Genomic DNA, 17,711 nt, shown 5'->3' with positions numbered 1-17,711 from the left:
ACAGGGTGGCCTTCAAGATCAGCGCTGCGGGTGGCGACCATGGGCGTATAGAACTTGAGTCCATAACGGAGGCCGACGTTGCAGCCGCTGCCGGCGACGTAGTGGCCGCGTCTCACCGCCGGCCGGGGGTCCGCACGAACCGCTCGTCGTCCACGGTGGTGGGGAAATCCTCGGCGTCGACGTGCTTGTACAGGCCGCCGTCGCGGATCTCGTAGCGCATGTACACGACGGGCTCCTCGATGGGCTCCTCGACTCCATCCTGCAGGATGCGGGTGTACTCGAGCGCGATGTGGCCACGCTCGGTGTTGTACGAGGTGACGCGCGCGTAGAGGTCACGCGGAGCGCCCATGTACGGAAAGCGGTGGTGGAAGCTCGTCGCGCTCAACTCGATGAGCGAGCCGTCGTCCTCGCTGACCCACGTGCCCACGAAGGGCAGACGCTGTGTCTCGTTCCTCCGGGACTCCGGCTCATCCGCCGCCAGCCTGGGCTCGATCGCGCCAGGGCGCGAGGGCGGAAGGACGAGCTCGACCGGGGCGGCGGCGCCAGACGACAGCTGAGCTGGCGAGGGACCGCAGCCGATGGAGTAGAGCGTCGCGAGCGCAAGGGCGGCGCAGGTCGCGCCAAAGCCACGTCGGTGCATCGGACGAGTCTACACGGACCGGCGGAGCGGGAGGCCGCCGCGGCCGTGCTCCGGCCGGACAGGCGGCCGCGTGGCACGCGCGTCGCGCGCGTCGATGAGCGGATCGGGTTCCGGCGCGTCGCCACCGCGTGCATCGCCGAACCGCCCCTGCAAGCGGAGAGCGGCACCGTCCTCGGAACGTGATGCAGCGCCCTGCCGCGGCGCCGGTCAGACAGGGGCGACGTGGTAGTCCGGTCCCTCTTCCCCGCGCAGGATCTCGGTATGAACGACCGACGCGCCCCGCAGGTGCGCCACCTCCCCGAGCTCGGCGTCGCCGCGATATGCCGAGAAGGCTTGTTCATCCGGAAACGTGACGAGGTGGATCTCCTTCAGGGTGAGCCCAGCGCCGTCGGGCGCGGTCACCACCGTCCGCTCGATCGCACCGCCGTACCGCGCCATCACCGCCGCGGCCTTCCTCTCGTACGCGCGGAACGCGTCGAGCGCCTCGCAGCGCACCGTGAGGATCACGACCAGCGTCACAGGAACACCCGCTCCTTCACGCCACCCCACCACCAAAGCACAAAAAAAAGAGCGCCCATTCGACGGTGGGGGGGGAAACCGTCACGGGCGCTCTGCCCTACCTGTTTAGCAGGATGCAGGCCAAGGGTTGCACCCCCGGTTTCCGCGAGTATTTCCCTAGGGGACCTGCGTACTCCTTTCGTTCCTGAAATCAGCACCTGCAATCCTGGTATCCCCGACGCTGTCGACGAGCCCGTCCAGCGGGTGGTGGGGCCGGCACGAGACCGTGTCCGCCACCGGCGTCGGTTCCCGCTCCCGGAATCTCCTCGAAGCGAACCACGCTCACCGGTCTCTCGTTCGCATCGCGCGGCGCTCCCCGCTCGCCGGAGGCGAAGGGCCGCCGCCTCGAATCGCCCGCGAGCCGCGCGGCGCGAGCAGCGTTGACATCACCGCCAGGCTTGCTCCAATGCGAGTGCCCGCTCCGCGCCGTTCAAACGAGGAGGCATCCGATGCGGCACTTCCTGACCACGATGGACTACACCCGCGCAGAGATCGAGGGCCTCCTCGAGCGCGCGCAGCGCTTCAAGCGGCGGCCGATCGAGCCGCGCCTCAAGGATCGCACCATCGCGCTCGTCTTCTTCAACCCGTCGCTGAGGACGCGCACCTCCTTCGACGTCGGCATCCGCGAGCTCGGCGGCCACGCCGTCGTGCTCGAGCCTGGCCGGAGCGCCTGGCCCATCGAGTTCGAGGAAGGCATCGCGATGGATGGCGAGCCGGAGGAGCACATCCAGGAGGTCGCTCGCGTGCTCTCCCGCTACGCCGACCTCATCGGCGTGCGCGCGTTCCCCAAGTTCCAGCGCTGGGAGGACGATCGTCAGGACAAGGTGCTCCAGGGCTTCGCCCGCCACGCCACCGTGCCGGTCATCAACCTGGAGACCATCACCCACCCCTGCCAGGAGCTCGCGCTCGCGCTCGCCATGAAGGAGCGCCTCGGCCGCCTCGACGGCAAGAAGTTCGTCCTCACCTGGACGTATCACCCGCGCCCGCTCAACACCGCGGTCGCCAACTCGGCCGTCCTCATCGCGTCCAAGCTCGGCATGGACGTGACCCTCCTCTGCCCCAGCGAGGAGTACCACCTCGACGAGCGCTACCTCGACGCCGCCAGGAAGAGCGCCGAAGGCAACGGGCAGAAGCTCTCGATCACCTACGACATCAAGTCCGCCTACGAGGGCGCCCACGTCGTGTACGCGAAGAGCTGGGGCGCGATTCCCTACTTCGGGCGCTGGGAGCAGGAGAAGCCCATCCGCGACAAGAACAAGCACTTCATCGTCGATGAGCAGAAGATGGCGCTCACCGCGGGGGGGCTCTTCTCCCACTGCCTGCCGGTCCGGCGCAACGTCAAGGTCACGGACGCGGTGATCGACTCGCCAGCATCGATGGTCATCGACGAGGCAGAGAACCGGCTGCATGTTCAGAAGGCCGTGATGGACGTGCTGGCCAACGGGTGGTGACAACGATGGGCTCGACGCAAGACGTCATCGTCCGCCTGCTCAGGAACCTCGGCAGCCGCAAGGAGGTCGAGCAGTACCTGAAGCAGTACGCGGCCGTCGATCAGCAGAAGTTTGCGATCATCAAGGTCGGCGGCGCCATCCTCGACGAGGACCTCGAGGCGCTCGCGACCTCGCTCGTGTTCCTCAACCAGGTCGGGCTGTATCCCGTCGTCATCCATGGCGCCGGGCCGCAGCTCGATCGGGCGCTCGCCCAGGCGGGCATCCCGACGGAGCGGGTCAATGGCCTGCGCGTCACGACGCCCCGCATCCTGGAGATCGCCCGCCGCGTCTTCCTCCGCGAGAACCTGCGGCTCGTCGAGGCGCTCGAGGAGATGGGCACGCGCACGCGGCCGATCACGGCGGGCGTCTTCGAGGCGTCGCTGCTCGACGAGCCGCGCCTCGGGCTGGTGGGCAAGGTGGAGCGCGTCCATGTCGACGCGGTGAGGTCCAGCCTCCGCGCCGGGCACCTGCCGATCCTGGCCTGCCTCGGGGAGACGCCGGGCGGGCAGATCCTCAACATCAACGCCGACGTCGCCGCGCGCGAGCTCGCGCTCGCGACGCAGCCGTTCAAGATGATCTTCCTCACGAGCACGGGCGGCCTCCTCGACGAGCACGGGCGCATCATCTCGGCCATCAACCTCGAGGAGGATTTCGCGGGCCTCATGGCCCAGCCCTCGCTGAACGGCGGCATGCGCCTCAAGCTGCAGGAGATCAAGCTCCTGCTCGACGGGCTGCCGGCGACCTCCTCGGTCTCGATCACGTCGCCGGATCACCTGGCGAAGGAGCTCTTCACGCACACGGGCTCTGGCACGCTCGTCCGCCGCGGCGAGCGGATCCTCCGGCACGACACGCTGGACGGCATCGACCGCGACCGGCTTCGCGATCTGCTCGAGGCGTGCTTCCAGCGGAAGCTCGACGAGCACTACTTCGACAAGAAGCCTTTCTATCGCATCTACCTGTCCGACTCCTACCGGGCGACGGCGATCCTCACGCTCGACCCGGGCGGGAGGGCCCCGCTCACTCCGTACCTCGACAAGTTCGCGGTGACCTCGGAGGCGCAGGGCGTGGGGATCGGCGGCTCGCTCTGGACGCGGATGAAGAGCGAGAACCCGAAGCTGTTCTGGCGCGCCCGGAACGGCAACGAGATCAACCCCTGGTATTTCCAGCAGGCCGAGGGCAGCTACCGCAACGAGAACTGGACAGTGTTCTGGTACGGCCTGTCGAGCTTCGACGACATCCGCGCCTGCATCGATCACGCGCTGTGCTTGCCGGCAACCCTGCGCCAGCACGGCACGGTCTGACCCGCCCTCACCCGCCGTGGCGAGGGCGCCCCGTCGCGCTCGGGCTCACGGCGGGTCGCCGCCGCCGTCGCGCTCCGCCTCGTCGAGCGGATCGATCGCCTCGTCCGTCACGGGGCCCGGCGGGCGCGACGCGGGCGGCGGGCGCGACGCGGGCGGCGGGGCGCTCGACCTCTTCTCGCCGCCGCGCGCCTTCGGCGTCCGCCGCGGCGCTCGCTTCGGCTTCGCGGGCGCGCCGAGCGCCTCCGGGTTGCGGGGCTTCTTGAGCGCCCGAGGCGGCAGGAGCTCCGCGTCGACAGCGACCTTCTTCGCCATGAAGATCGCGGCGTCGAGCCGGTAGAAGCTGCGCTTCCGGTAGAACTTGAGGGCGCCGTCGTTGTTCTCGGCCACCTCCAGCACGAGGTGGGTGCAGCCGTGGATGCGCGCGAGGTGCTCGAGCTGCTCGAGCATGAAGGCGCCGACGCCGCGGCCCTGGTACTCGGGGTGGACCGCGAGCTCCTCGACGAAGAGCGGGCGCATGTCGTGCTTCGTGAAGTAGCGCTCGTTCATCCAGTTATCGGTCCCGGTGATCTCGAAGGCGCACTCCGCGTAGCCGACGATCTCCTGACCATGCGCCGCCCGGACCTCGAAGAGGAGCTGCTCGACCCCTTCTTCTTCGTAGACCTCGAGGAACCGCTTCTTCGAGCGAGGCCGCTGGTATTCGACCGTCTCCCGGTTGACGTCGCGGAACACCTTCTTGAGGAATTCCCAGACCCGGTTCAGGTCGCGCCGGTGGATCCGGCGCACGTAGATGAGGCTCTCTTCCCCGGCGGCGCGGGTGCTCGACTCGGCCTTGCTCATCGCCGCGCCCAGTCTACAGGACGAACGCGGCCGGGGCACATGGGGTAAATGGATCGCGGGGTGGTGGGGCGGCGGGGGCGCGCGCCCCCGCCGTGCAACCAAGGGGCTAACCCTGCTGAGCGTGCGGCCCGATCTGCGCGAGGCGCGCGTTGATCACGTCCCAGTTCAGGCCCGAGAGCACGTTGGCCACATAGTCCGCCTTCTTGGTCTGGTAGTCCGCAAAGTACGCGTGCTCCCAGGCGTCGATGGCGACCATGATATGCGTGTTCGCGAACAGACCGACATCGTGCTCGGTCCGGACGAGGTTATTGAAGAGCTTTTGCTCCTGGTAGTCGTACACGAGCACCGTCCAGCCGTGCGCGCTCAGGAGCGACGCCTTCGCGTCGGCCAGCCAGGCGTCGAAGCTGCCGAACGACGCCTCGATGAGCTTCTTCGACTGGGCGCTCGGCTGCGTCGAGCCGTTGCCGATGTTCTCGAAGTACAGCTCGTGGAGCACCGTGCCGTTGAAGGCGACCGGCTCGCGACGCTTCAGCTCGCTGTACGCGTTGTACGAGTAGTTCGGCGCGCTGCGGTCGGCCTTGCCAAGCTGCTCCCAGATCTCGTTGAGCTTCTTCACGTAGCCCTGGTACAGCGTGAAGTGCGCCTTGAGCTGGAGGTCGCTCAGCCCCTTGGCGTTGCCGCCGAGGAGGTTGTCGAAACTCTTGGGTTCGCGGGACATGGTGCCTCCTGAACGAGTACCGCAAGCACTGCGTGCCGCGGGGTCAGGTGGCCGCTCTACCGCTGCCGCTCTCCGGTAGCAACCCTGCCGTGCGACGCGACACACCGCCGACTCACGACGCCATCGGGCCTGACCTCCCACGCAGGAAACTCCGGACGCCGGCTCGAGCCGCGCCGTGATCCCGCGCAGGACGCCACGACCCCCGCGCGCCGCAGGGCGCCGCGCCCGAGCTGGCCCGATCGGCCGGCGCGCGCCCCCAAACCTCGTGAAACGTTGAACGCCGCCGCCGTTTCGGTCGATACTCCTGGTGCTTGCTGTTCCTTCGCGCAAGGAGGCGACCTCGTTCATGCCGGCTCGTACACAGGGGACCCATCCGACGGCCGCGCTCGCGGCGGCGCTGTGCCTGCTCGGCGCAGCGGCTCACGCCGAGGCGCAGGAACTTGAGAGACCCGAGGGCTTCGCGCTCGACAGGTTCCAGCCTGCACCCGCCGGCGACAGGATGTTCGGAGTCCAGTCCGCCTACACGGCAGGAAGCGCCGCGCCCCACATCATGCTCCTCGGCGATTACGCCCAGGATCCGCTCGTGTTGCGGCGGTTGTCGGGGAACGAGGACATCGGCGACGGCAAGGTCGTCGGCAGCCAGCTCCTGCTCCACCTGAGCGCCTCGCTCTCTCTGTGGGAGCGCCTCACGGTGAACGTCGATCTGCCCCTCGCGCTCCAGTCGGGCGACGGCGGCGCCGCCTCCGGCGCCTTGCTGCCGCCGCCGACCAGCAGCGCCCTCGGGGATCTCCGGCTCGGCGCGCGCGCGACGCTCGTCGGCGGCTACTTCGATCCGTTCCAGATCGCGCTCGGCGGCTACGTGTGGCTGCCGACCGGCGACCCCGAGGCGTATTCGGGCGACGGCAGCGTGCGCGGCGGTCCGCAGCTCATCCTCGGCGGCCACCTGGATCGCGCGGTGTGGTCGCTCGCCGCGGGGCCGGAGTTCCGGTCCACGAAGCAGTTCGCCAACGTCGAGCAGGGGATGACGGTGCACTGGGGCGCCGGCGTCGGGCTGCTGCTCGACGACGAGCGACGCCTGCAGATCGGCCCTGAGATCACCGGCGCGATCACGGTCACCGACGTCCAACAGCGCACGACCAACCTGGAGGCCCTGCTCGGCGGGCGCTACCGCTTCGCGGACGACTTCGAGGCCGGGCTCGGCGTGGGCCCTGGCCTCACCCCCGGCGTCGGCACGCCCTCGTTCCGCGCGGTGGCCATGGTCGCCTACTCGCCCGAGGTGAAGCCGCCCGTGCAGGACCAGGACGCCGACGGCATCGCCGACGCGGACGACGCGTGCCCGCACACCGCGGGCGTCCGCAGCCCGGATCCCACGAAGAACGGCTGTCCGCCGCCCAAGGACGCGGACCACGACGGCATCCTCGACGCGGTCGACGCCTGCCCCGCCGTGGCCGGCGTCGCCTCGCCGGACCCGAAGAAGAACGGCTGCCCGCCGCCAGGGGACCGCGACAAGGACGGCATCACGGACGACGTCGACGCCTGCCCGGAGCAGGCCGGCCCGGCGAACGACGACCCGAAGCAGCACGGGTGCCCGCCGCCGCCCGATCGCGATGGGGACACGGTCCCCGACGCGTCGGACGCCTGCCCGGATCTGCCCGGCCTCGTCACGACCGACCCGGCCACGAACGGCTGCCCGGGCGACACCGACGGCGACGGCATCCGCGACGACAAGGACGCCTGCCCGAACGAGAAGGGCAAGCCGAACGAAGATCCGACGCAGAACGGGTGCCCGGTCGCGGTCCGGGTGACCGAGACCGAGATCGTCATCCTGCAGCAGGTGCAGTTCGACACCGGCAAGGCGACCATCCGTCCGGTGAGCAACGAGCTGCTCGACGAGGTCGCCGGCGTGCTCAAGGACCACCCGGAGATCCTCAAGATCGAGGTCCAGGGCCACACGGACGACCGCGGCACGCGCCAGTTCAACACGAAGCTGAGCCAGGCCCGCGCGGAGTCGGTGCTGAAGGCGCTCGTCGAGCGCGGCATCGCGGCCCAGCGCCTGCAGGCGAAGGGCTACGGCCCCGACGTCCCGATCGCGGAGAACAAGACCGAGGCGGGTCGCCAGAAGAACCGGCGCGTCCAGTTCAACATCATCGAGAAAGAAAAGAAGCAGCCCTAGGCTGGAGGCGTCGATGGCAAAGCGATTGGCATTCACGGGGCTCACCAGCGCCGCGCTGCTCGGGGCGCTCTATGGGACCGCGAGCGCGGCTCCGGTGCGGCGGGTCCAGGTCGCGCAGCGGGGTGATTTCGTCCTCATCGGCAACACGCTCGCGCACGACTGCGCGTCGCCCACGCCCGCGCCGCTGGTGGGCACGGTCGGGACGTGCGGCACGGCCGCGACGCTGGGGGACTCCGCGCCCGATATCTACTGGCGGGGCGACAGCCCCCTCTCCGGGCAGGCCGAGGCGAACAACACCGTCGATCCCGCGGCCGCCCGCAGCACCGCGGTCCTCAGCCTCCCCGCGGGCGCTCGGGTGACCCACGCGTACCTCTACTGGACGGTGAGCCGCGACAGCGGCACCTCGGCCGATCTCACCGTGACCCTGGATCGGGCTGGTGGTTTCTCTTCGAGCGTGACCGGTACGATCTCGGGCCAGACGGAGATCTCGGGCCTCGCCCACGCCCAGGTGGTCGCCAACGTCACCTCGATCGTGCAGACGCGCGGCCAGGGGGCATATCGCCTGAGCGGGATCTCCAACGGGACCGATCTGGACAGCGTGAGCCAGCAAATCGCGTTCGCCGGCTGGTGGATGGTCGTGCTCTACGAGCTGACGACCGCGCCCGCGCGGAACCTCGCCGTCTTCGACGGGCTGGATCAGGTGATCGACGGCGCGACGGTCGCCTGGAGGGTCTCGGGGTTCGTCGTCCCCTCGAGCGCTGGCCAGGCGAAGCTCGGCGTCGTCGGGTACGACGGCGACAGCTCCACCGGCGACGCGATCGAGTGGAACGGGACCGCGCTGTTCGACTTACAGAACCCGGTGAACAACTTCTTCAACAGCTCCCGCTCGTTCCTCGGCGCGCCGATGTCCTCGGTGGGCGATCTGCCGAGGCTCACCGGCGGACCGCTGAGCATGAGCGGCATCGACATCGACGTGGTCCAGGTGCCGGCCAACTTGCTCATGGCCGGCGACACGGAGGCCCAGATCGGAGCGGCCGTCAACGGCGCGGACAGCTACCTGCTCGGCGGCCTCATCACGTCCGTGCCGACGCGCCTCCCGGATCTCTCCACGTCGACCAAGTCGGTCCTCGATCTCAACGGCGGCAATGTCACGCCTGGCGACACGCTCGAATACACGATCATCGTCGCCAACACCGGGGATGACAACGCCGCGGCGGTCGTGCTGAGCGACCCGCTGCCCGCCGGGGTCGCCTACGTGCCGGGCTCGCTCGAGATCGCCTCGGGCCCGAACCTGGGCGGCGTGACCGACGCGCCCGGCGATGACGAGGGCGAGTACGTCGCCGCATCGAGGACGGTCCGCGTCCGGCTCGGCGACGGCGCCGACGCGGCCCAGGGCGGGTCGCTCGGCGTCAGCGAGACCACGACAGTGCGGTTCCGCGTGACCATCGATCCGGGCACGGGCGGCGCGATCGCGAACCAGGCCATCGTCACCGGGCGGAGCCCCGAGGGAGGCGCTGCCCAGGACTACCCGACGGACGGCAACGGCGCGGAGCCTGGCGCGCCGGCCACGGAGATCCTCGTCGACAGCGACGGCGACGGGCTGAGCGACGGCGACGAGGAGCGCGCCGGCACGGACCCGAACGACGCCGACACCGACGACGACGGCATCAGCGACGGCGACGAGGAGCTCTGGAACCGCGACACCGACGGCGACGGGCTCATCAACGCGCGGGACGTCGACAGCGACAACGACGGCCTCCTCGACGGGACCGAGGTCGGGCAGGCGGACTGCACCGGCCCGGGGACGGACGCGCGGAAGGGGCACTGCGTGCCCGACGGCGACGCCGGGGCGACGACCACCGATCCGCTGGACGCGGACACCGACAACGGCGGCGTGCCCGACGGCTCCGAGGACACGAACCTGAACGGCGTGCTCGACCCTGGCGAGACGGATCCGACGACCGGCCACGGGGCCGACGACGTCCAGAACACCGACAGCGACGGCGACGGGCTGAGCGACAAGCTCGAGGAGCACCTCGGCACGGACCCGAACGACGCCGACTCCGACGACGACGGCGTACGCGACGGGCGCGAGCCGAACCCGACGGACGACCACGACGGCGACGGGCTCATCAACGCGCTCGACGCCGACAGTGACAACGACGGCCTCTTCGACGGTACCGAGCTCGGCCTCGGCTGCGGCGGTCCGGGCACCGACGCCGCGGCGGGCAGCTGCACGCCCGACGGCGACAGCGGGGCCACCACGACCTCGCCGATCGACCCGGACACCGACCGCGGCGGCGCGACCGACGGGTCGGAGGACGTCAACCTCAACGGCGTCATCGACGCGGGCGAGACCGACCCGACGTCGAGCCACGGGGCGGATGACGGGCAGAACACCGACAGCGACGGCGACGGGCTGAGCGACAAGCTCGAGGAGCACCTCGGCACGGATCCGGACGACGCGGACTCCGACGACGACGGCGTGCTGGATGGGCGCGAGCCGAACCCGGCCGTCGACACGGACGGCGACGGGCTCATCAACGCGCTCGACGTCGACAGCGACGACGATGGCCTCTACGACGGCACCGAGCTCGGCCTCGATTGCAGCGATCCCGACACCGACGCGTCGGCCGGGCACTGCATCGCTGACAGCGACGCTGGCGCCACGAGGACATCGCCGATCGATGCGGACAGCGACGACGGCGGCGTGAGCGACGGCTCCGAGGACGCCAACCTGAACGGCGTCGCGGACAACGGCGAGACCAACCCGACCCGCGGGCACGCCGACGACGACGGCGAGAACAATGACCGGGACGACGACGGGCTGAGCGACGACCTCGAGGTGATGCTGGGCACGGATCCGGGCGACGCGGACTCCGACGACGACGGCGTCTTGGACGGACGCGAGCCGAACCCGGCCGACGACACGGACGGCGACGGGCTCATCAACGCGCTCGACGTCGACAGCGACGACGACGGCCTCTATGACGGCACCGAGATGGGCCTCGGCTGCGACGGCCCTGGCACCGACGCGGACGCCGCCCACTGCGTGGCGGACGCTGACGGCGGGGCCACGACGACGTCGCCTGTCCACCGCGACACGGACCGGGGCGGCGCGACCGACGGCTCCGAGGACAGCAACCTGAACGGCGCGATCGAGGCCGGCGAGACCGACCCGACCGCCGGCCACGGCGACGACGACAGCCAGAACGTCGACAGCGACGGCGACGGGCTGAGCGACGATCTCGAGGTGTTCCTCGGCTCGGATCCGGAAGATCGCGACACCGACGACGACGGCCTGCTCGACGGCGAGGAGCCGAACCCGAGCGATGACGCCGACGGCGACGGGCTGCCGAACGCGCGCGACACGGACAGCGACGGCGACGGGCTCTTCGACGGCACCGAGGCGGGGAAGGACTGCGCGGACGCGGACACCGATGCCGGCGCCGAAAGCTGCACGCCGGACGCCGACGGCGGTGCGACGAAGACGAGCGTGGTGAACCCGGACACCGACCGCGGCGGCGTGAGCGACGGCGAGGAGGACGCGAACCACAACGGCATGCTCGATGCGGGCGAGACCGATCCGAACAACGCTGCAGACGACCCCGGCGATCGGGACGGCGATGGGCTCTCGAACAGCGAGGAAGCAAGCCTCGGGACCGACCCGGACGACGCCGACAGCGACGACGACGGCGTGCTCGACGGCGAGGAGATCGAGCCGGGCGCCGACAGCGACGATGACGGAAGGATCAACGCCCTTGACCCCGACAGCGACAACGACGGGCTCTTCGACGGCACCGAGCTCGGCAAGGATTGCTCGCACCCGGCCACCGACGCCGCTGCGGAAAGCTGCATCCCCGACGCTGACGCAGGGGCCACGACGACCGACCCGATCAAGGCGGACACCGACGGCGGCGGCGTGATCGACGGCGAGGAGGACAAGGACCACGACGGGGTGGTCGACGAGGGCGAGCGCGATCCGAACAACCCCGCGGACGATCAGCCCGCGGAGTGCGAGCAGGACAGCGCTTGCGGCGCCGGGATGGTGTGCGACGAGGCCACGAAGGAGTGCGTCCCGGGCTGCCGCAACCCCGACGACACGATCGGCCCGTGCACCACGCCGCTCCCCGGTGAGGGCGTCGTGGTGGAAGGCGGCGGCTGCGCCTGCACGGTGGGCGCGGAGGGCGACGGCGGCCGCTCGGCGCCGTGGGCCTTGCTCGCGGCCGGCGCCTGCGCCGCCGTGCTGCACCGGCGCCGCCGGCGCAGCTGAGCTCTCCCCCCGGTCGGCGCCCCCCGCGCCGCGCAGGAGGGCGCGCCTGTGCTACAAGCCAACGGAATAACTATGCTTTTATGCGAGGCGCGCCCGCCTGCGGGGCGCCTCCGCCTCCGGCGACCGATGCGCCGCGGGTTGCCATCGGCCGTCCGTGGCCTAACGATGTTTTCCCACGGGAGAGTGCATCTTGCCCCGACCTTCTGATTCCGTCGTCCGCGCCATCACGATGGATGGCGCTTTTCGCGTCATCACGGCGCTGACCACCGAGACCGTGCGGGGGGCCGTCGCGGTGCAATCTGCGACCGGCGCGACCGCGCAGCGGCTGGGAGAGCTGATCACCGGCGCCATCCTCGTGCGCGAGGCGATGGCGCCGAACCTGCGGGTCCAGGCGATCGTCAAGGGCGCAGCCGGTCACGGGTCCCTGGTGGCCGACTCGCACCCGGACGGCACGAGCCGCGGCCTCGTCAACCTGGGCAAGGGGGCCACGGCGGAGAGCGCGGTGGAGATCGGCGGAGGGTCGCTGCTGCAGGTCATGCGCACGCTGCCGAGCGGCATGCTCCACCAGGGGGTCGTCGAGATCCCGGCCGAGGGCGGCATCTCCGCGGGCCTGATGACGTACATGCAGGAATCGGAGCAGGTCGTCTCGATGATCGCGGTGGCGACGCTGATCGGCGCGGACGGCGTCGGCGCTTCCGGCGGCTACCTCGTGCAGCTGCTCCCGGAGGTCGAGCGCGGTCCGCTCATGGTGATGACCGAGCGGCTCAAGGACTTCGAGCGCCTCGACGACGTGCTCGCGCACGAGGGAGCCTCGGCGGACGTGCTGCTCGGGGAGCTGCTGTACGGCATGCCGTTCTCACGGCTCGAGGACTCGCCGCTCAGCTTCAGCTGTCGCTGCAGCGAGCTCCGGGTGATGGCCACGCTGGCGAGCCTGCCGCGGAGCGACATCGAGGAGATGGTCACGGACGGGAAGGTCCTCGACATCCGCTGCGATTATTGCGGCAAGGACTACCAGGTGTCGCCGTCGCAGCTCCGCTCGCTGCTGACGACGAGCTGAGCCGCCGCGCGCCTGCGCGCGGCCGGCGGGCCGCACACCCACGCACGGGGTCACGCGGGCTCGCGAGGCGAGAGGCCGCGGATCACGAAGGTGATGACCCGCTCGATCTCCGCCTCGTCGTCCCATGCCGCATCGGGGGCGATGTACACGCGGTGGACGATGTACCCCACGAACGTCGAGGCGACGCAGCGGAGGACGAGGGGCGGCGGCCACCCGACGATCTGCCCTTCGCGCTGGAAGTGCTCGATCAAGGTGATCCCCTTCTCGAGGAGCGGCCCGAAGACCCTGCCGGCGATGCCGAGCCGCAGCTCGGCGTCGAACGGCAGCTCCTGCGCGAGGATGCGCACCAGCTGCGGGTGCGCGCGCACGAAGGCGATGCGCTCGGCGAGGAGCGCCCGCAAGAACGCCTCGAAGGTCGGGTACGTCGCGTCGAAGAGCGGGTCCATGGAGCGCGCCATCGCGGGCCCGACGAGCCGTTCGACGGCGGGACCGATGACGCCCAAGAGGAGGTCCCGCTTGCTCGGGAAGTACTTGAAGATCGTCGCCTCGGCGACCCCTGCGCGCCGCGCGATCTCCTTGGTCGCGGTCCCGTGGAAGCCCTGCTCGGCGAAGGCGGCCACCGCGGCGTCGACGATCTTCTTCTGCGCCTCGGTCAACGTGTCGTGCGGGCGCGGGCGTCGGCTCATTCGGTGTCCTCTCTCCTCGACATCTAGCAGCGCCGCGCGGCGGCTCGGGCGCGCTGCGGGCGGCGTGCGCTAGGCGGCCTCGGACCTGCGGGTGAAGAGCCGGTCGAGCGCCTGCCTGAGCGCGCGCTCATCGAGCGGATCGCAGCGCACGCCGACGTAGCCGTCCGGACGGACGAGGACGGCGGCTGCCGCGTCGACGCCGTACGCCGCGTGGGCGCGCCCGTCCGGATCTGCGTACCCTCCGGCCTCGGGCGCGCTGATGACCAGCACCTTGAGGTCCGGCCGGCCGAGCTCCGCGGCGAGCCGCCGGGCGCGCCCGTGCGCCTCGGTGTTCGCGCTGCCATGGGGTGGACCGGGTGGACCGGCGAAGAGCAGCAGCGTGGATTCGACGCCGCGCATCAGCTCGAACAGGTGGACCTGCTGTCCCGCCGCGCTGAGCAGCGAGGCGTCTGGCGCGCGATCTCCGGCGCGGGGCCCGCGCTCCGGCGGGTGCCCGATCTGGATGGACAGCGGGCTCTTCCGGTATCGGATCTTGAGCTGCGAGACGAACCCCAGGATCCGGCGTTGCACGGCGGCGACGCCGATGGCGCGGATCATCAGGCGCGGCGCGACGATGCGCAGCGCCCGGCCCATGAGACCGTGTCCGGCCATGAGCCCGAAGAGGCGGTCTGTGAAGTCGATCAGCCGGCGCGCGACGGGCAGCCGCTCCATCTCGTAGGTGTCGAGCAGCCACGCTGGCATCCTGCCCTGCTCGACGGCCGCGAGCTTCCACCCCAGGTTGTACGCGTCCTGGATTCCGGTGTTCATCCCCTGCCCGCCGGCCGGGCTGTGGATGTGCGCCGCGTCGCCGGCGAGGAACACGCGCCCCTTGCGCAGCCGCGTGGCGACGCGGTGGTGCAGCCGGTAGCGCGAGAGGACGATCGCCTTCTGTATCTTGAAGGGCGTGGGGATCATCGAGCGCATCACGCCTTCGAACTCCTCGAGCGAGAGCGACGCGCCGCGCGCCGGCGACGCTTCGGGCAGGATAAGGACGATCCGGAACCGGTGGCTTCCGGGCACGGGGAAGGCCGCTGCGAGGCCCCGGCGCGAAGGGCTGATATAGATGTCGCCGTCCGGCAGCGGCCAGTCGATGACGAGGTCGCCGAGCATGCAGTGATCGTCGTAGGTGTCGCCCTCGAAGGCGATGTCCACGCCCTGGCGGACGGCGCTGCGCGCGCCGTCGCAACCGAGGAGCCACTTCGCGCGCACCACCTCGGTGTTCCCGTCGACCCTGCGGAGGGTGCATGTGACGCCGGCGCTGTCCTGGGTATAGGAAGCGAGCTCGGCGCCGCGCTCGACCGTCACGCCCAGCTCCGACAGCCGCGACCCGAGGACGCGCTCGGTGTCGAACTGCTGGATGACGAAGATGCCTGGAACGGGCGTGGAGAGCTCCGGGAAGTCGAAGATCGGCACGCGTGCGCGCTGGCCGTTCGAGAGGAGGACGTTGAGCCCTCCGACGCGCGTGGCGCGCGCCATCGCGGCGTCTGCGATCCCCATGCTGGTGAAGATCTCCATCGTCCGCGTCTGCACCACGAGCGCTCGCGAGTGATCCGGCGGGGGTTCCAGCGCCTTGTCCACGATCCGCACTGCGAGCCCGCGCCGAGCAAGCTCTCCGGCCATCGTCAAGCCCGTCGGACCTCCACCGACGACCAGCGCATCTACAGCTTCTGTCATAGGCCGCCTCCGGATTGGTGAGTGAGCATTCACTCACCTTATGTGAGGACCCCCTTCGGTTGGCAAGGCATAAAGGCAAAGAATGTCTCACATTGACACACATTCACACGGTCAGCCGCACCATGGTTGAGCTCGCCCAGCAGCGTCGTCGACCGCACGCACCGGGGTTGAGCCGCCGCCGACCGACCGAGGTTGAGCCGCTGCCAGGTTGAGCCGCCGCCGACCGACCGAGGTTGAGCCGCCGCCGACCGAGGTTGAGCCGCCGACCGAGGTTGAGCCGCCGACCGAGGTTGAGCCGCCGACCGAGGTTGAGCCGCCGACCGAGGTTGAGCCGCCGACCGAGGTTGAGCCGCCGACCGAGGTTGAGCCGCCGCCGACCGACCGAGGTTGAGCCACTGAGCGCACTTAGGTTGAGCCGCCGCCGACCGACCGAGGTCGAGCCGCCAACGATCGCACCCTGGTTGAGTTCGGCGACGCGATGCCGCCACATTCAACAGGAACGGATCTTGAAGCCCACCAGCGAACTCCCCGCTCCCCCGCCCCCCACCCCGCCCTCGCTCGGCAGACCGTGTCCGCGTGCTCGCTCGGCGAGGTCGTCGTGCGATGGTCGCCGCATGCAAGAGGTCCACGTCAACGTCTACATTCACGCCCCGGTCGAGCGGGTCTTCGACGCGGTGGCTGACCACGAGCGCTTCCTGCGCTCCGGGGACGGCACCCACACGAAGGTCGTCCGGCCAGGGCTCACCGAGCACAACGGCCTCGGCGCCCTCCGCGAGGTGCGCGTCGGGAAGCGGATCCGCTACGTCGAGGAGATCACGGCCTTCGAGCGGCCGTCCTCGTTCGACTACCAGATCGTCGAGAGCACGCAGCCGCTCCGGCACCAGGGCTCGCGTCTCCGCTTCACCCCGCGCGGCGAGGGCACGGAGATCGACTGGACATCGCGCTTCGACATCCCGCTGCCGCTCGTCGGCAAGCCGCTCGGATCGCTCGCCAGGCGCATGTTCATCGCGGCGTTCACCGAGCTGCTGCTCGCTGAGAAGGCGCGGCTCGAGGCCTCGCAGCCCGCGCGCGCCACGTGACTCCGCTTGCGCGCTCACCGACAGGCAGCGCCTGGTCTTCATGCCCCTTCCCCTGGACGTGAGCTACGGCAGGGCGGACCGATCTTCTCGCTGGAGCGCGCCCTCCACAGAGGGCAAGTACGACCCGTACTGCGGTTCGGTGCTCTCGTTTGGCGACGGGGAGAGACCGGCGCAGTGGTCAACGCGGTTCATGGCGGACTCCGAGTTCAACCGGCCCACGCGCCGCCTCCGCTGGAGGACGCCTGGCGCGGCCCCGTCACTTCACATGACTGACGCCGGGGACGCCACACCGACGCCGCTGGCGCGGCGTGGCGCGGTATCCGCAAAACACATGAAACGTCGCCCGTTTATGGCCAGCATTCATCCGCCCTATCTGAGGGGCTCGTCCGGCTCAGGTGGCGCCGATGGTGCCGGCGGCGGTAGCGCCACGAGCTCCACCACCGGCGGCGTGACCACACCGGCGCTCGAGCTGCAATATGCTGCGACGGACACCACGGTCGAGCCCCAGCATCTGTCGTTCATGGTACAGGTCAAGAACACGGACGATGCGAGCATCGCGCTCAGCGATCTGACGATTCGCTTCTGGTTCACGGCCGACGTCGCGAAGGTGGATCTCAAGAGCGAGTGCGACTTCTCGTCGATCCTCGGCGGATGCGCCAACGCCACAAGGACGTTCGGCGAGGCATCGGGCACGCAGGCCGATCACTATCTCGAGCTCGGTCTCCTCGCCGCCGCAGGTCGCATCGCCCCGAACGTCACATCCGGAGATGTGCAGATCCGCATCCACAACGGCGACAACTACGACCGCATGACGCAGACCGACGACTACTCCTTCGGCGCCAACACCACCTTCATGCCTTTCGAGCGGGTCACCGTGTACCACGACGGCGTGCTCACCTGGGGAACAGAGCCTTGACTGGCCACGAGGACGAGCTCCACGTCCTGCGGGAGCAAGCGCCACATCGATAGCCGCCCCGGGCGAACGCTCGCAGCATCTCGGCATACGATCAGCTCCGGAGATCGATCTCAGGACGGCTCCCCCGCCGGTCAGACCAGCCCGACATGGCTCGCAGGGCCTGCCGCCCTGTGCGAACGCGCGCCCCTCCACGCCCTTCGATGCCCTGTGGCGGCCTGACTCGCCGCGCGCGCACGCCACACCCCGCAACATGCCGTTACACGCCCTGGC

At 70.1% G+C, this 17,711-nt stretch carries 14 protein-coding genes; 8 read left to right on the top strand and 6 right to left on the bottom strand.

Annotated elements, in window-relative coordinates:
- Positions 1-112: 112 nt before the first annotated feature.
- On the bottom strand, positions 113-640 hold the full coding sequence (locus WMF34_RS00405) for a hypothetical protein (RefSeq protein WP_437992044.1): 528 nt from the start codon (positions 638-640) through the stop codon (positions 113-115).
- Between the two features lie 207 nt (positions 641-847).
- Positions 848-1,159 carry a hypothetical protein gene (locus tag WMF34_RS00400; RefSeq protein WP_012232709.1) on the bottom strand — a complete coding sequence of 104 codons (312 nt, stop codon included), beginning with the start codon at positions 1,157-1,159 and terminating at the stop codon, positions 848-850.
- A gap of 488 nt (positions 1,160-1,647) precedes the next feature.
- Here WMF34_RS00400 and WMF34_RS00395 point away from each other — a divergent pair, with 488 nt between their 5' ends.
- Positions 1,648-2,649, top strand: coding sequence for an N-acetylornithine carbamoyltransferase (locus WMF34_RS00395; RefSeq protein ID WP_437548526.1), 1,002 nt, complete (start codon positions 1,648-1,650; stop codon positions 2,647-2,649).
- A 5-nt stretch (positions 2,650-2,654) separates the two neighbouring features.
- Complete coding sequence (locus WMF34_RS00390) at positions 2,655-3,989, top strand: acetylglutamate kinase (protein WP_437992043.1); 1,335 nt, start codon at positions 2,655-2,657, stop codon at positions 3,987-3,989.
- Between the two features lie 45 nt (positions 3,990-4,034).
- On the opposite strand, the gene WMF34_RS00385 is transcribed toward WMF34_RS00390, so the two are convergent.
- Positions 4,035-4,826, bottom strand: a complete 792-nt coding sequence (locus WMF34_RS00385; protein ID WP_437992042.1) for a GNAT family N-acetyltransferase — start codon at positions 4,824-4,826, stop codon at positions 4,035-4,037.
- A gap of 106 nt (positions 4,827-4,932) precedes the next feature.
- A complete protein-coding gene (locus WMF34_RS00380; RefSeq protein WP_012232705.1) occupies positions 4,933-5,544 on the bottom strand; it encodes a superoxide dismutase in 612 nt (203 codons plus the stop codon).
- Between the two features lie 346 nt (positions 5,545-5,890).
- Here WMF34_RS00380 and WMF34_RS00375 point away from each other — a divergent pair, with 346 nt between their 5' ends.
- The 3 genes from WMF34_RS00375 (at position 5,891) to WMF34_RS00365 (ending at position 13,047) form a co-directional block, all read left to right on the top strand.
- Entirely contained in the window at positions 5,891-7,717 is a 1,827-nt protein-coding gene (locus WMF34_RS00375; RefSeq protein WP_012232704.1) for an OmpA family protein, read from the top strand.
- Between the two features lie 13 nt (positions 7,718-7,730).
- Complete coding sequence (locus WMF34_RS00370; protein ID WP_437992041.1) at positions 7,731-11,990, top strand: hypothetical protein; 4,260 nt, start codon at positions 7,731-7,733, stop codon at positions 11,988-11,990.
- A gap of 190 nt (positions 11,991-12,180) precedes the next feature.
- A complete protein-coding gene (locus tag WMF34_RS00365) occupies positions 12,181-13,047 on the top strand; it encodes an Hsp33 family molecular chaperone HslO (RefSeq protein ID WP_437992040.1) in 867 nt (288 codons plus the stop codon).
- A gap of 50 nt (positions 13,048-13,097) precedes the next feature.
- Here the strand turns inward: WMF34_RS00365 and WMF34_RS00360 are convergent, their stop codons facing one another.
- Complete coding sequence (locus WMF34_RS00360) at positions 13,098-13,733, bottom strand: TetR/AcrR family transcriptional regulator (RefSeq protein ID WP_437992039.1); 636 nt, start codon at positions 13,731-13,733, stop codon at positions 13,098-13,100.
- Positions 13,734-13,802: 69 nt separating this feature from the next.
- Positions 13,803-15,446, bottom strand: coding sequence for an FAD-dependent monooxygenase (locus tag WMF34_RS00355; RefSeq protein WP_437992038.1), 1,644 nt, complete (start codon positions 15,444-15,446; stop codon positions 13,803-13,805).
- Between the two features lie 208 nt (positions 15,447-15,654).
- Here WMF34_RS00355 and WMF34_RS00350 point away from each other — a divergent pair, with 208 nt between their 5' ends.
- The 3 genes from WMF34_RS00350 (at position 15,655) to WMF34_RS00340 (ending at position 17,441) form a co-directional block, all read left to right on the top strand.
- Positions 15,655-15,837 carry a hypothetical protein gene (locus WMF34_RS00350; protein WP_162143962.1) on the top strand — a complete coding sequence of 61 codons (183 nt, stop codon included), beginning with the start codon at positions 15,655-15,657 and terminating at the stop codon, positions 15,835-15,837.
- A 223-nt stretch (positions 15,838-16,060) separates the two neighbouring features.
- Positions 16,061-16,525: an SRPBCC family protein gene (locus tag WMF34_RS00345; RefSeq protein WP_049876125.1), complete on the top strand. Its 465-nt coding sequence runs from the start codon at positions 16,061-16,063 to the stop codon at positions 16,523-16,525.
- Between the two features lie 265 nt (positions 16,526-16,790).
- The gene (locus WMF34_RS00340; protein ID WP_437992037.1) at positions 16,791-17,441 is read left to right on the top strand and encodes a cellulose binding domain-containing protein; all 651 of its coding nucleotides are present in this window, start codon (positions 16,791-16,793) and stop codon (positions 17,439-17,441) included.
- The last annotated feature ends 270 nt before the right edge of the window (positions 17,442-17,711 follow it).

Source organism: Sorangium sp. So ce145 (assembly GCF_051525985.1).
Classification (GTDB): domain Bacteria; phylum Myxococcota_A; class Polyangia; order Polyangiales; family Polyangiaceae; genus Sorangium; species Sorangium cellulosum_B.
Note: the sequence above shows the minus strand (reverse complement) of the source record. Positions and strands in the feature narration are given on the sequence as shown.

What these genes read in the sequence shown, in the direction of transcription:
- WMF34_RS00385 (WP_437992042.1), bottom strand. Translation starts at nt 4,826, where the DNA reads ATGAGCAAGGCCGAGTCGAGCACCCGCGCCGCCGGGGAAGAGAGCCTC.
- WMF34_RS00355 (WP_437992038.1), bottom strand. Translation starts at nt 15,446, where the DNA reads ATGACAGAAGCTGTAGATGCGCTGGTCGTCGGTGGAGGTCCGACGGGC.
- WMF34_RS00395 (WP_437548526.1), top strand. Translation starts at nt 1,648, where the DNA reads ATGCGGCACTTCCTGACCACGATGGACTACACCCGCGCAGAGATCGAG.
- WMF34_RS00345 (WP_049876125.1), top strand. Translation starts at nt 16,061, where the DNA reads ATGCAAGAGGTCCACGTCAACGTCTACATTCACGCCCCGGTCGAGCGG.
- WMF34_RS00375 (WP_012232704.1), top strand. Translation starts at nt 5,891, where the DNA reads ATGCCGGCTCGTACACAGGGGACCCATCCGACGGCCGCGCTCGCGGCG.
- WMF34_RS00360 (WP_437992039.1), bottom strand. Translation starts at nt 13,733, where the DNA reads ATGAGCCGACGCCCGCGCCCGCACGACACGTTGACCGAGGCGCAGAAG.
- WMF34_RS00370 (WP_437992041.1), top strand. Translation starts at nt 7,731, where the DNA reads ATGGCAAAGCGATTGGCATTCACGGGGCTCACCAGCGCCGCGCTGCTC.
- WMF34_RS00340 (WP_437992037.1), top strand. Translation starts at nt 16,791, where the DNA reads ATGACTGACGCCGGGGACGCCACACCGACGCCGCTGGCGCGGCGTGGC.
- WMF34_RS00405 (WP_437992044.1), bottom strand. Translation starts at nt 640, where the DNA reads ATGCACCGACGTGGCTTTGGCGCGACCTGCGCCGCCCTTGCGCTCGCG.
- WMF34_RS00380 (WP_012232705.1), bottom strand. Translation starts at nt 5,544, where the DNA reads ATGTCCCGCGAACCCAAGAGTTTCGACAACCTCCTCGGCGGCAACGCC.
- WMF34_RS00390 (WP_437992043.1), top strand. Translation starts at nt 2,655, where the DNA reads ATGGGCTCGACGCAAGACGTCATCGTCCGCCTGCTCAGGAACCTCGGC.